9 protein-coding genes are annotated in these 14,856 nt (G+C 45.7%); 2 read left to right on the top strand and 7 right to left on the bottom strand.

All coding sequences use genetic code 11. From position 1 onward, the window contains the following. Positions 1-139: 139 nt before the first annotated feature. Positions 140-4,129 (bottom strand): pullulanase-type alpha-1,6-glucosidase, encoded by a 3,990-nt coding sequence (pulA, locus tag ATG66_RS05550; protein ID WP_098414353.1) that lies wholly within the window; start codon positions 4,127-4,129, stop codon positions 140-142. A gap of 546 nt (positions 4,130-4,675) precedes the next feature. On the opposite strand from pulA, the gene ATG66_RS05545 reads away from it, so the two are divergent. Then, positions 4,676-5,872, top strand: a complete 1,197-nt coding sequence (locus ATG66_RS05545) for a tetratricopeptide repeat protein (RefSeq protein ID WP_098414352.1) — start codon at positions 4,676-4,678, stop codon at positions 5,870-5,872. Between the two features lie 140 nt (positions 5,873-6,012). Next, entirely contained in the window at positions 6,013-6,882 is an 870-nt protein-coding gene (gene pdxY / locus ATG66_RS05540) for a pyridoxal kinase PdxY (protein WP_098414351.1), read from the top strand. 62 nt (positions 6,883-6,944) lie between these two features. Here the strand turns inward: pdxY and sstT are convergent, their stop codons facing one another. From sstT to malT, 6 genes are all read right to left on the bottom strand, one after another. Beyond that, the gene (sstT, locus tag ATG66_RS05535; protein WP_098414350.1) at positions 6,945-8,159 is read right to left on the bottom strand and encodes a serine/threonine transporter SstT; all 1,215 of its coding nucleotides are present in this window, start codon (positions 8,157-8,159) and stop codon (positions 6,945-6,947) included. A gap of 395 nt (positions 8,160-8,554) precedes the next feature. Then, the gene (locus ATG66_RS05530; protein WP_098414349.1) at positions 8,555-8,857 is read right to left on the bottom strand and encodes a glucose PTS transporter subunit EIIB; all 303 of its coding nucleotides are present in this window, start codon (positions 8,855-8,857) and stop codon (positions 8,555-8,557) included. Next, positions 8,847-9,461, bottom strand: coding sequence for an SCO family protein (locus ATG66_RS05525; RefSeq protein WP_098414348.1), 615 nt, complete (start codon positions 9,459-9,461; stop codon positions 8,847-8,849). The genes ATG66_RS05530 and ATG66_RS05525 overlap by 11 nt, the downstream gene beginning before the upstream one ends. 9 nt (positions 9,462-9,470) lie before the next feature. Then, complete coding sequence (locus tag ATG66_RS05520) at positions 9,471-9,896, bottom strand: hypothetical protein (RefSeq protein ID WP_098414347.1); 426 nt, start codon at positions 9,894-9,896, stop codon at positions 9,471-9,473. A 236-nt stretch (positions 9,897-10,132) separates the two neighbouring features. Beyond that, entirely contained in the window at positions 10,133-11,050 is a 918-nt protein-coding gene (locus ATG66_RS05515) for a DUF368 domain-containing protein (RefSeq protein WP_098414346.1), read from the bottom strand. 627 nt (positions 11,051-11,677) lie between these two features. Then, positions 11,678-14,386, bottom strand: coding sequence for an HTH-type transcriptional regulator MalT (gene malT / locus ATG66_RS05505; protein WP_098414344.1), 2,709 nt, complete (start codon positions 14,384-14,386; stop codon positions 11,678-11,680). Positions 14,387-14,856 lie beyond the last annotated feature (470 nt).

Below are 14,856 nucleotides of genomic sequence, written 5' to 3'. Positions count from 1 at the left end.
CCAAGGTTATGAATCTTCTACAACGCTCGAAAAAGTATGTTTGAACCAGTTTTTGCAGGCACTAAGCCGTCTACGTAAGATATAAAAAGGGAAAGCGCAGTGCTTCCCCGTTTTATTATGGACGTCTTTTTAGACGAACTTAGTTCTTGGTCACCGTAATCACCGGCGCTGCTTTCTCTGCTGCGTTGAAGTGGAAGTGGTAGTTTCCTGCTTCAGCAATCGCAATTTTTAAGTTTGCGCTATCGCTACCGACTTCCATCGTCAGCGCTTTACCAAGCTCAACACTGCCTTCGCCGCCGAAGTTGGTGTCTGCTGCCCAGTCTGCGCTCGCCACTTTCATCTCGTCGTTGCCCGCCGCTAGATCAATGTCTAGCGAGTAAACGTCATTTGCTACATAGCTGAATTTCGCAGCGGAGTCTTGCGCCGGAGTATCCCATGTGGTGATAGTGCCACGTAGGTAAAGTGCTGTTTCACCGAACGTTGGCGCATCGGCTGCTTTTGTCACAGATAGTACAGGTTTTTCTACGCTTTCATCTTGAACATGTAACGCGTTCAGAGTGAAGTTGTACTTACCTGTTTCAGAAACAGACAACTTACAGTTATCCGCTGAGCCTAAGTCTAGTGAGCCAGAAGCTAAATCCGCAGCATCACAACCGATGTTTGGATTTGCCCAGCCTGAGTCCGCAAACTTGAACTCGTGTTCACCTGCTTCAAGAACGCCAGTTACAGAGTACATACCGTTGCCAATAAAGGTCATCGCCCAGTCGCTGCTGTTTGACCAATCATTCATGGTGCCTTGTACGTAAACCACGGTTTCACCGAAAGGAGGAATGCTCGATACGTCTTTGTTATCCGTATTTACTGGCAGACCCGCACCTTGCGCGACGTCTTGTGGCTGCACGAATACCGCTGTTGTCAGTGCTGGTACTGTGAACGTTTCGCCTGAGAAATTTGCGTCTTTCACGATAGGGTCTGCCGAGTTTTGTTGAACCGCATGAAGTTCAAAACCAGACGCCCCAGCCACGTTAAAAGATTTCACAGTTGATGTTGAGTTCACCACGGCCACGATAGCATCGTAATTAGGGTCGAGATCAGTACCAGCCGATGTACCATCATCAATAGACATCACAATCAAGCCTTCGGTTTGATCTTGACCTACATTGCGGAAATCGACACGATTCATCACTTCTTGCGCGGTATCTAGGCGGAACAGTTCGCTTGTGCTGCGGATTTTCAGCAATTCTAGAAATTGCTGCTTGGTGAGTTCAATGTCGGTCATGTCAGGCTTCGCCGTCGTGTCGCCCACGATGGTTTTGATCAACGCCCAGTTTGCACCGTCTTTGTCTTCACGTGGCAGACCAACGTTCCAGTTATTGTCGCTTCCATCGAAGAATACACGGTTGAACCAGTCACCAGAATCGTACGAGTCACGCTGCATTGACTTAGAGCGCAATAGCTCAGAACCCATGTGAATGAACGGAATACCTTGACCTAGCATCACCGTTGATAGGGATACAGACTGCATTCGTGCGCGCTCAGCAGAACTTATTCCTGTCGCAATCTTGTAGGCGTTGTTGTCCCACAGGGTTTGGTTATCATGTTTAGACACATAAGAGATATTTTCTGATGGTACTTTTGTGTAGCCTGCTGGAGCACCATTGTAATCAACGCTCTTACCAAGTTTTGTGTCACCTTTATAATCCAGAAGAACGTAGTCAGCTAAGTTACCAGCCATACCTAGACGAACCAGGTCTTGGTTGTGTAGACGACCATTCACAGATTCAGCGTCAGTTTTGGTTTCTTCGTTAGGATAAGCGGCGTTACCAAAGCCTTGGTTGAAGCGAAGTGGGTGCTTACCTTCAGAATCTACACCGCCATCAAACGGGCTACCGCCACGAACGGCGTCACGCAGACGATCTGAGAAAGTGCCGATTTCTGTACCCGCCATGTTGACTTGTGTTGCTTGATCGAAGCGAGCGTTTTGCGCGACTTCACCGAAGTCCCAACCTTCGCCGTAGAACAAGGTATTCGGGTCGATCTCACGGACTTTTTCAAGTGCGTAGACCATGACATCTTTCGGCTGGTGGCCCATAAGGTCAAAACGGAATCCATCAACGTTGTAGTCATCCGCCCAAACCATTAATGAGTCGACCATTAGTTTACCCATCATTAAGTTTTCGGTTGCGGTGTTATCACAACAGGTTGAGTTTTCTACGCCGCCAGTGTTGACGTTTAATCGGTGATAGTACCCAGGGACAATTTTATCCAGTACCGATTTTTCGTTCACACCGGAGGCATTGGTGTGGTTATACACCACGTCCATGACCAGTTTCAGATCCATTTTATGCGTTGCTTGAACCATTTCACGGAACTCAAGGATACGTTTAGCACCGTTTGGGTCGGTTGCGTAACTGCCTTCCGGCACCGTGTAGTGGTATGGGTCGTAACCCCAGTTGAAACTGTCTAGCATACGAAGGTCGTTCATCAACGCTTGCGCTGAGTCTGTTGTAGGATCGTAGCTGTTTAGTACCTCTTCAATCACTTTGCCATCGTCTTCTGTCTCACAGATAGACGCTTCTGGCTTAATGCCACAAAGCTTACCGACGGTGTCGGTGATGTCGACTCGTTTCTCGGCGTCTTCATCCACAGTCGCAATATCAAACGCTGGTAGAATATGCAGTGTCGTGAGACCGGCATCCTTTAACGCTTGTAAGTGGGAGACAGATTCACGCTCAGGTTCTGTAAGGGCAAGGTATTTACCGTCTAGGGTCGGTGTGCCTTTGCTGTCATTAAAGCTGAAATCACGAAGATGTGATTCGTAAAGGACGTGGTCTTCGTCTTTTTTAACCGTTGGTCGCACGATATTGTCCCAACCTTGAGGTTTCAAACTTGGGTCATCGAGGTCTACCACTTGCGAGTATCGCGAGTTCTTAGACAAGCTTAGTGAATAAGGGTCGGTTACCAAGCGGGTTTCGACTACACCAGTGGTTGGGTGGTAAACCTTGACTTGGTAACGGTAGTATTTGTTTAAGACGTTGCTTTGTGCTTCAGAGACCCAGACACCGGTTGCCGGATCTTCTGTCATCGTCACAGTCGCTTCTTCTGCTAAATTCTCATCGTAGATAATAAGATCAACATCTTGAGCAGTTGGTGCCCAAAGTTTGAAGGTCGCAGCGCCGCCCTCTACAATCAAACCGAGTTCTTGACCCATCGCGTTTCCTGCGCTTTTATCCGCGAATACGGCATCTAAGACGCCGGGTTTTTGTACTTCTGTAGCAGCAGTAACGTTTCCTTCAGTGTTGTAAGCCACCATCACTATTTGTGATTTCAGGATCTTGCGCAGTATTTTGTCATCGACATTGATGGTGGCTGCTTGCATATCAGCGAGATGACGGAAGCGAGACTTAAGCGCATCCGATAAGCCGCCGGCTTTGGTTAATTCAACCGTTGTACCGCCAGTGATTTGTTTATTTTCATCCATTTTGATGTCGTTGCTGAGGCTGTAGAACAGCTTCATGGAATCCGCATTGGCCGCCGCTTCCCAAGCGATGGTTGTGGCATCGAGCCAATGGGCTTTTTGGCCATCAATATCGACAGGGCGCTCTTCGATAGGTGCGTAGTAAAGCTCACTGCTACCGTGGAAACCAAATAAGCCTTTTGATTCGCCAACTTTGGTTAACTCGACTTTAGAATTTGCGCTGCCAAAGGCCTTAGCGTCGCCGTTGTGTAAAATGAAGTTCATACACTCGTGCGGGTCAGAGGCATCAGGGTTCACTTTAAGCACGTAATAAGCGCCGTAAGTATCGTTGATACCATCGAATGGATGAGGCGAAGACCATTGGGTGCCCCCGTCTGCAATCCCCATTGCTTCTAAGTCAGTGCTGGTACAGCCTTCGCCATTCCATAAGTGCAAACCCCAGCCGTCGTAGTCGCTGGCGGTTGACGCTGCGGCAACGTCACGTTTGTAATAAATGACGACCTCGTTCTCTCCCGCAGGGTACAAGCCTGAGCTTGGGTTCGTCGTATCTTCGTTCGTGCTATCACTGCCGCAACCGCTGATTACCGCGACGGAAATCAAAGGCAGTACGGTTTTGGCAATTGCTGATAATTTAAATGTTTTATTGTTCACGTTTACAAATCCATTGTTATTGCATTGATGTTAAGTCGTGAGCTGCCTTCTTTGACTTAATCAGTGAGAAGGTTGCGCACACGCGAGAAAGGCAAGGTGCCGAAAAGGAAATGTTCAACTAGATGCTAATACACGGAATCATCAGCAAAATGTGAGAGTGAGCGGTTAAGTTATTTACAAGTGCAAATTTTCTGTCGCAATCGATTTTGTTCACAAATTAAACAGCAAATCAATTGTATAACAAGATGTTTAACACACTTTTGAAATGTAAATTGTTATGGGAGGAGTAAGGGAGGAGGATAGGGGCTGAGGGTGCCTCAGCCTCAAAACAGTGATTAGGTTCTATAAAAAACATGGTGATATTTTTCAATAAAAAACAAGTCAGAGTGATATTGAATAAAATCACTGCATCCATTGAGCTGTGGCTTCAGATTTTGGTCAAGTGGTCGTTATATAATACAGGCGGTCGACACAATGTTGGCATTGGAACCTTAAGCTCCTTTTTGAAGGGGTGAATTGGGCCCTGAAATAAAAAAGAGGCTATTTATGAGTAGTATGGGCATTGCCGTTGTGGCAACTGGCCTTTCACTCGTCCTGATATTTGTGTGGATGATCTCGTTGTCGATGCGTAAGCAACGCCTCGAGGCAGAGAGGAAAGCGCGCAAAGCAGCATACCGAAAGGCAATGCAAAAAGCGCGTGAGCAAGAGCGTAAAGAGCGCGAGTTTAAAGCTGAGACGGGACATATCTCGACCATTTTGTTTTTAGCGAAAGAAGCAGAGCGCGACAATATCAAACAAGCGCTGTATTGGTATGATAAAGCGGCCAAGTTGGACAACGTCACAGGCATGTACGGGATTGTTCGTCTTAGTGAACGTATGCGTGAAGATGTCATCCTAAAAGAGCAAGCCAACTTCTGGCTGACCGCGATTGCGGGATTAGAAGGGGACATCAACGCAAAATTTGCCACAGGTAAAGCATTAGTATTTGGCCGAGGTATAGAAAAAAACATACCTAAAGGCCATCAATTGATTGAAACGGCAGCAGAAGAAGGCTGCATAGATGCGATGCTTTATATGGGGGAATGGCTACTTTCCCCAGAGAACACTGCTGGGCATCGTGCTGATGCGCTTTACTGGTTTATAAAGGCGGCAGAGAAGGGCAGTGCAGACGGAAAAATTCAAGTAGGTTTATGTTACTTAAATGGCGTGGGTGTCGAGAAAAGTATGGTTAAAGGCTGTTATTGGCTTGAAAACGCGGCAGAAGGTGGTAGCGCAGAAGCTATGTACCATGCGGGTAAAGCTTGGAAAGATACGGGGAAGACGGGTAACGCGATTGCTTACGTGTGGCTTTTTCTTTCTGCGAATATGGGGTACGAGCCAGCTCGAGTGCTTCGCGATGAAGTGGCGGGGAACATTGGGGTCGATGTGGTGGTTGGGCTGCAATCCATCTCGAAACCATTACAAAGAAAGTTGACGTCGGGAAGAGTGAAAAAGCACTCAATTATTCGTGCACTGAACAAAGTTTATAAACGTGAAGCTTACTTTCCAGATGAGGATGAATTAACCGAAGTACCAAATGATGAGCATAAACAAGAGACTCACGTTTGGGAAAGTACACAGGACTTGAACTTAAAACCAGAGATGACAGCGGTAACTACAGAAAAACCAGCCGCTACGCAGTCTGCTAAGCAAAAACCATCCAAAGAAACACTCGACTTCACACAGAATTTTCTTGAGCCATAATTTATCACTCAGCCGCATTTGTGCATTGACGAGAATTGAGTTAGAGAATCATAGTTTGTCGGATACACTACTGGTTTGGCAAAACTGGCGCTTGCCGCTGTGTTTGAACTATCGATAACAACAATAAGAGGTAAGGTACTATGCAAGGTATCCTCTCTATACAATCTCATGTTTCTTTTGGTCATGCTGGTAACAGCAGTGCCGTTTTCCCAATGCAGCGCATGGGTTTCGAAGTATGGCCGATTCATACCGTGCAACTTTCTAACCACACGCAGTATCAAGAAGGTTGGGCTGGGCGAGCGTTTGCGGCTGAAGACATCAGCGAGTTGGTTCGTGGTCTGGGCAACATCGGTGTCTTGGAAAAATGCCAAGCGGTGTTAACGGGCTACCAAGGTAGTGCAGGACAATGTCTTGCTATCGAAGAAACCGTGACGAAAGTGAAAAAGGCCAACCCAAAAGCACTTTACGTTTGCGACCCTGTGATGGGCGCGCCAGATAAAGGCTGCATCGTGGCTCCGGGTATTGCTGAGAACCTACTGACTCGTTTGATGCCAATGGCAGACGTGATCGTTCCGAACCAATTCGAGCTAAGTCAATTTGCTGAGATGGAAATCCACTCGCTAGACGATGCGATCACGGCATGCCAACGTGCGTTGGCGAAAGGTCCAAAAGTTGTACTTGTGAAACACCTTTACTGCCTAGAAAACGGCAGCTTCAATATGCTGCTGGCAACCCAAGAAGGCATTTACCTTGCGAAGCGTCCTCAGTTTGAGTTTGCCAAACAACCCGTCGGTGTGGGTGACCTTATCTCGGCGATCTTCACCACTGGATTATTGAAAGGCTGGTCTCCTAAACAAGCTTTCCAACACTGTCATGACGCGTGCTACGGGGTTCTGAGTGTAACGTACCATGCGGGTGAGTGGGAACTGCAGACCATCGTTGCTCAGCAAGAGTTTGTTGAGCCAAGCAAACACTTTCCAATAGAAGAAGTTGCTCGAGCGGCTGCGTAAACTGATTAGTACAGTTAAACAAAAAAGGGGAGCCAATTGGCTCCCCTTTCTAGTCATGTTTACTATACTTTTTGCTGTTCTGAACGGCAAACGGCGGCCGTAAAGACAACATCGGTTGAGCTGTTTAGTGCCGTCTCAGCAGAGTCTTGAATCACACCGATAATAAAGCCGACGGCGACAACTTGCATTGCGACGTCGTTTGAAATACCAAACAGGCCACACGCAAGAGGGATAAGGAGTAAAGAGCCACCAGCAACACCGGATGCGCCACATGCAGAAACCGCAGCCACAATACTTAGCAGTAGCGCAGTCAGTAGATCAACTTCAATACCCATAGTGTGCACAGCTGCAAGCGTAAGCGTTGTGATAGTGATTGCAGCACCAGCCATGTTAATGGTCGCACCTAGTGGGATAGATACTGAGTACGTATCTTCGTCCAGTTTTAGCTTCTCACACAGTGCCATGTTCACTGGAATGTTTGCCGCACTTGAACGAGTGAAGAATGCGGTTACACCACTTTCACGTAGACAACGGAACACCAAAGGGTACGGGTTTTGTTTGGTTTTGAAGAATACGATCGTTGGATTCACGACTAAAGCGATGATCATCATTGCACCAAGCAGAACTGCAAGAAGGTGAGCGTAGCTTGCTAGTGCGCTGAAACCTGTTGTCGCAAATGTTGACGCGACAAGGCCAAAGATACCAAATGGCGCAAGACGAATAATAAAGCGAACAATGTGAGAAACACTGTGGCTTAGATCTTCAAACACGGCTTTGGTGGTTGCTGATGCGTGATGCAATGCTAGGCCAAGACCGACACCCCAAGCAAGAATACCAATGTAGTTTGCTTCTACCAGAGCATTTACTGGGTTATCTACCAGTTTAAACAACAGAGTACGTAGGATCTCTGCAATACCTTGAGGAGGCGTTGCGCCTTCAGCACCGGTTACAAGCGTTAAATTGGTCGGGAAAAGGAAGCTTAGAACCACCGCAGATAGCGCGGCAAAGAAAGTGCCCATTAGGTACAGCAATACGATTGGGCGCATGTAAGTGTGTTGATTTTTCTTTTGGTTCGCAATTGAAGCGGCGACCAAAATAAATACTAGAATTGGAGCAATCGCTTTAAGGGCACCTACAAATAGGCTACCAATGAGTCCTGCACTTTCGGCGTGACTTGGTGAAATTGTCGCGAGCAAGATACCGAAGACAATGCCGACGAGGATCTGGACGACGAGGTTACCGCGAGCATATCGGGCAACGAGGCTGTTGTGTTGCATACATCATTCCTGCAATTTTATGCCAAAGCGGCAGGGCAATAACCTATCATTACACGGCGATAATGCCCTTGCCTAACAAGGGACGAGCATTGCTTCTGGTCACTAAGACACATGATTATAAATTATCCTGTTTTTATATATTCAGCGATAAAATGGCTGAATGTCACCTATCTTAGCTTGGTAATATTTTGTGTCTAGTTTTAGTTTGTTCTTGGATTAAATGTTTGGTCAATGTTAATAAAATAAGTTTTTTGTGTTGCAAAAGGTAGGCGGTTATGAGTGATGCTTTTTAATAACTTTGTTAAAAAAGGAGACAAATGTCTCCTTTCATTTTATTCACGTTTTTATTTAACAGCGGAGTAAGGTTGTTGGTGTTGTCAACGTGGACCGTGGCATTACGACTGCATTCGCTCTTCGATGATCTGTGAATAAGTATTGGCTTTAAGCCCATATATGATTTGGGCGTGGCTATCATCTAATATCACCACTCCATGAGCACCCTGTTTTTTGAGCGCCTCTTTATTAACCATGGACGTCGACTGAAGTGTGAGGCGCAGCCTAGTGGCGCATGCACCGGTTTCTAAAATATTTTTCATACCACCAATAGCGGCAATCACGGCGTCGACATCTTGCTCAATATTTGGATTCGTTTGAGTAAGAACGCTAAAAAGGTGTTTGAGGGTTGATTTAACCTTCATTTGGATTTCCTTCAACCGTTAATTTAGAGATAGCTTCGACAATTGGTGCTGGTGTTAATGTATGCGGAACTTTTGTGATCAGCGTGCCGTCTGGCTTTAAGAAGTAGAAGTAAGAGCTGTGATCGAGAGTGTATTTCAGCTCTGAGCCTTCTAAATCGGTTTTGCGGAAAATTACACCGTACTTATGCGCCAGTGGTGTGGTTACATCAAGGGGGGCTGATAAGCCTTCAATCATAGGGTGGAAGTAGTGCGCGTATTGGGCGGATGCATCAGCTTCGTCACGCTCTGGATCAAGAGAGATAAACATTGGACGCAGTCTCGTTTTCTGGGCGTCATCAATTTGATTAAGTGCGCCTGCCAACATCGCGAGCGAGGTAGGACAGACATCTGGGCAACGAGTAAAACCAAAGTAAACGATGCGAATACGTGGGTCGTCAACGTCGAAAATTTTAACGGCTTGGTTACTTTCCCCAAACAACACCGTTGATTGAGAAGAAGCGCTATTCGTCTTTTCAGTTTGTTCGCTTTGATTGTCCAAATAGCTCTTCGCACCAAAACCAAGAACGAAAGCGACCACGAGAAAGAGGGACCAGTTGCGGCTCATAATGATTCCTTATCTTTGCATTTTTATAGCGGGATAAATGGTGTTTTTTCCATCGGTGAGCTCGCCGACCCAAGTCATCGCATCTTGAGTACAGACAGGAAGAACGATGTCACCTTGATATTGACCGGGAGCGACTTGCTTTAGTAAAAACTTAGGCTCGCCCATCTCCATTTCTCGCCCCGAAAGCGTTAGGACGAGTTGCTCTGCATCGTTTTTATCCCACTCAACATTCAAAGTGGTAGGAACCAGCGGTTGAGCACTATCTGCGTTGAGTGTCATCGTGACGTTCTCTTGGACGCAAGAGGTGGTGGAGAGAAAGCAGTATTCATCTATCGGTTTGATGGAGGCCGATGAAGAAAAGCTTTTTAGTAAAGTTGGGGCATAAAAACCCGCAACCAGTGCAGCTGTAACAGCCGCGATTGGTAACACTTTCATTAAGGTTCAGCATTTATCACTTAACATTACCAGCATCGTAGCATAGAAGCGTCACTTGCCAACTCGCGACCTCAATAAATTGTGCGTTATACCTCGATGACCTACACCAACATGATCTCAAAGGGCAGAGTTTAATTAAATCAAGTCCATAGAGGTGTTTACTTGCGATGATTTTCGCTTAGCCAAAAAAATAAGAACGAAGCCATTGGCTCCGTTCTTATTACTCCATTCAGTATTTACTTATCTGAATCTACGAACTTTTCGAGGCTTAAAACCAGCGCAATGGCAGCCAACATCATGACAATGGCCAGAACCAATTGAGAAGGTTGTGACGTTACGTGTTCAAACTCAAATGGCGATAGGTTGTGCTGTAGTAATGGCACTTGCTCACCTTTTGAATTGGTGCGCCAAGTGATGGTTTCTTTCCAAGGCCAAATCTTTGGTAACGTACCAATCATTAAGCCCGTCAAAAACATCAGGGTGACATCACGGAACTTGTGGAGTAGCCAAGATAATAGGTGTGAAAAGGATAATAAACCAATCACACAACCTGATAAAAATAGCGCCAGCATATCCACTTGGAATCCTTTCACCGCGGCCAGTACTGGCGCATACATCCCAATTAGCAGCAGGATAAAGCTGCCAGAGATCCCCGGTAAGATCATTGCACAAATCGCAATAGCGCCTGCAATCAGAGTGTTGATGGCGGTCGGCTCTAAGTGAAGTGGTTTAAGTACGGTAATGCTGTACGCAAGCCCGATCCCCACCAGTAACGCGATTAAGCGAATGATATCACGTTGTTGTACTTGACGAAGGATGTGGTAAACCGACACTAAAATTAGGCCAAAGAAGAATGACCACAGTGGAATTGGGTGCGTATCAAGTAGCCAAGTGATCAGTTTTGCCAAGGTCGCAATGCTAGTGAAAATTCCGGCGAATAGAGCGATAAGAAAAAAACCGTTGACGTGATTAAACGCACCTTTAATCCCTTCTTTTCGCCAAATAGAGAAAAGAGATGGGTTGATACGTCGGATGCTTTCAAGCAACGTGTCATAAATGCCAGTGATAAATGCGATGGTACCACCAGATACACCTGGGACAACATCAGCTGCGCCCATGGCCATTCCTTTGAAGAAAGTAATTAGATAGTTCATTTCTCTAGTACTAAGTCGTGTAGATGGCACAGAGTATACAAACATTGCGACTAAAAAAGTATGAAATAGTGATATCTAAACGGTTGCTTACTTAGGCAAGTGGTCTTTGAAGGTAAGTTAATGAGTTTTCTAACCTAAATAGCGATAGCTGTTGAATGAAAGCGTGAATTGACTTTTTATTATGGGAGTACGTGTTGAGCTGATTAAGTCGATTATCAATTACGAGTTGATTTGCATTTTGCAATATCACAATGCAAGGCGGTTTTGCGTTTTGCTGTTTTTGTGTGTTCAGTTTCAATTTTTATGGGGTCTTGCGCTCAAAAATCAAGCTTTTGTTTTTGGCATGGTTACTGCTTATTACTGAGTGACCCTTCTTAAGCCGAGGGTCACCTAGCCAACTGACGTTGTTAGTGAATGCAATTTGTTCACACAAAATATAAGCCAATCGCGATTATTGTGGTTGGCTATTTTTTTGTCTTTGATATATCAACCACATCATTCACGTGTTTGGCAAGTTCACCCTATTCCTCATTTCTAATCAATAAAAAGGGCGGGCGTATAATGCCAACCCACTTTTATTTTTTCGTTTTTAATAAAGCGTCAGCTTATTGGCTGCGGTAAGCGAAATTAGTAACCCATTAATTGCAGTAAATTTTCTGCAGTCACAATCGCTTCTTTGCGATTAGCGATGTTTAGCTTTTGGTACAAGTTGCGAATATGTGTTTTGATTGTGGTGCCAGCTACATCCAATTCTTGCGCGATCTGCTCGTTGCTGAAACCAGAGTAAATTAGACCAAGTACCTGCCATTCACGTTGAGTCAGTGGGCTTGTGCGCACAAGCTCCGGGACATTAGGGTGGTTCACTAATTTCTCAATGAAGTTTTCATCAAAGTGAATAGAACGGCTACGCTGATTGGATGAAATGTCTTTCATCAATTGCTGTGCACGGTGACGTTCTAAATCACCCAGCTCATAACGCAAGCTGAGTTTCTCCAACAGGCCACCGATGGTTGCGCCATCAATCAGGAAGTTACCCACCATACCCGTTTGGTTCGTCATCACTAATGCTTGTTTTAGCAGTGCTTTTGCTTGCTCTTCGTCTTTTTGACGAGCGGCAAGCACTGCCTCTACGACTAAGTTGCGGTTGGTATCGGTCACGAGGTTGGTACGATGAGCTTCACTTTGTAAGAAGTCCAATGCTTGGCGCGCTTCTTCATATTGCTCCAAGTTGATATGAGCCCGAACGATATTGCGCCATTGCAGCTGTGAGAAGTGGTTGCAAGCGTGCGCGGGGCGAACGGCGGTGTTCAACCATTCTTGCATCGCTTCGGTATTGTTGCGGGCTTGCCAGAGCAGGAGGAGTGAAAGTGAGGCGTTCGCCGTCCAGTCAACATGGTAAGTTGATTGTTTTAACAAGTGTTGAATATGTTCGATAAATTTACTTGCTTTATCAAGCTCACCGCGACCAATCGCGATACGTGCTAACATAGAGTAGCTGTGTAAGTGCTTACTTGGAGAGTGGTTCTCTAGAATTTGTAGGCCTTTATACGCACACTCTTCGGCTTCATCGAGGCGGTTCCAACACCATAGTACTTGAGCACGGATGCGCAACAGGAACTCGTGCAATGGCACGTGCTGGAGCTGCTGATCTTCAATCAGACGGAAAGCCGAATCTTGCAGTTCAAACGCTGCTTGCACGTAGCCTTGAGCAATCAAAATTTCACTTTGTTGTAAAATAGCCCAAAGAGCTTGATGATAAACTTGATATTGACGTGCTAACTTTTCTGTTTGTTGCATCATTGGTAACGCACGGTCAAGCTTTCCAAGTACGTGGTTTACTTCCCCCACAACCGAAGTGGCCACGATTCGACTGCGATATATCGTGTTATCTAATTGGCTCAGTGCCAGCTCTGCCAGCTCTAACGCCTTTTCCGGTTGGTTACTGTTAATGGCAACCTGAGCCAGCAAGGCATTGGCTTGACCCTGATAGTGGGTATCTAATGTAATATTACGCTTTTTATGCTCTTCTTCTGCTTCTTCAAGTAGATGACCGACTTGATTATAGCGATGCTGGCTTTGTGCTAGCCAAGCACGCAGCATTGTCAGTTTTGGGTGGCTAAAGAGCAGTTCTGCATCCAACTTATTCATTGAACTTTCAAGTGTGCTAAGTTCACCTTGGTTAAACATTTTCCAGCCAAACTCATTGAGGATCTCAACCACGAGTTGTTTATCATTCGATTTTTGGGCGTGGTGAATCGCTTGGTGTGGCGCTTTTTGTTGTAACCAAGCAACGGCGGCATTTTTATGCAAATCTTTTTCTTGTTGTGGAATGCGAGCTTGGCGCTCGTGCGACAAAAACTCCCCAAAGAGGTTGTGGAAGCGGAACCAGTTTTGTTCGCCTTCCAGCGGGTAGATAAATAAACCGTAGCGATTTAATGACTCTATGAGGCCAAGCGCGTCTTCACGTTTGGTTAAAGAAAAGACCAACTCATCGTTGAAATGATCCAGTACTGAGACCTGCATTAAAAAGTGACGAGTGTCGTGGTCAAGCAAGTCAAACACTTCTTCGACCAGGTAATCCCATAAGTGGGCGTGGTTGAATTGAGAGACGGATTCAACGGTTTGTGCCAAGGTTCGGTTTTGATGTTGGGCTTGTAGAGCGATCAACTGCATGGCTGAAGGCCAGCCTTCAACATAGCTTCTTAGGCTGTTAGCCATATTTTCATCAATGCCGTCCGCGATACGCTGATTAAAAAAGCGAGTGGTCTCTTCGGTATCAAACGCCAGCATTTCGTTACCGATTTCAATCATTAAATCACGCACGCGCAGATTCGCGGTGCCCAGTGGTGGTGTGGCTCGACTGGTCACCACAATGGTTAGGTTATCTGGCATGTGTTTTAAGAAGAAACGCAGGGATTCGTGAATATCATCATTCGTGATCAAGTGATAATCATCTAATACGACGTAACACTCTTGATGAAAGTCCGCCATTTCGGCAAACACTTCGCTAAACAGCGAACGTAGGGAAGAAATCTGGCGTTTCTCTGCCAGTTTTTGTGCGTTAGAACAACTGAAATTGGTCGCCTTGTTGAGCGCCTGAAGTAGGTAATTGACAAAACGGAAGTCATCATTATCGCTGTCATCAATGCTATACCAACCGACATTTGGCTTGTCGGACAACCACTGAGCAGCCATCGTTGTCTTGCCATAGCCCGCAGGAGAACGGAACAAAACCAATTTGTAGTAAGGCGCTTGTTGAAGTAAGTCTAGTACTCTTGGTCGCACAATCGCATTGTGTAGTCGGCCTGGACGAGTGAGCTTAGATGGAATCCACATTTTAGTAATTATGTCCTTATTTATCTATACCTGAGTGACTTTAACGCACTGGTTTTAGCAAGAGCTTCCCCCACTAGAAGTTGCTCTCTCACTCATAACACCATTTATACGTGTTACTTTCCGCTTACGTTATCCTCGCTTGGCAAAATTACGCCAAAAGGCATATCACGAAGTCACGGAGAGACAAAAGTGAGCGAAACGAGAAATGACTCATACCGACCAATTTTAGTTTGTATGAAAAGCGTACAACCCCGTGAGCCATGTGGATGGTACGACATCAGAAATGCCTGTTACTTTGATCCACTTCCTAATTCTCAATAGTTGATAGGTTTGGCGTCGTCTACGCCTTTTATTTGTGATTTTCATCACTCAAATACGGGTTGGTGCCGGTGATATTAATATCACATTGCGCATAGGTTAAGAAAAATCTTTCAATATTAACCAAGCGAGTGTGATCGATAAGACAATTT

The organism is Vibrio sp. ES.051 (assembly GCF_002563795.1).
Classification (GTDB): domain Bacteria; phylum Pseudomonadota; class Gammaproteobacteria; order Enterobacterales; family Vibrionaceae; genus Vibrio.
Note: the sequence above shows the minus strand (reverse complement) of the source record. Positions and strands in the feature narration are given on the sequence as shown.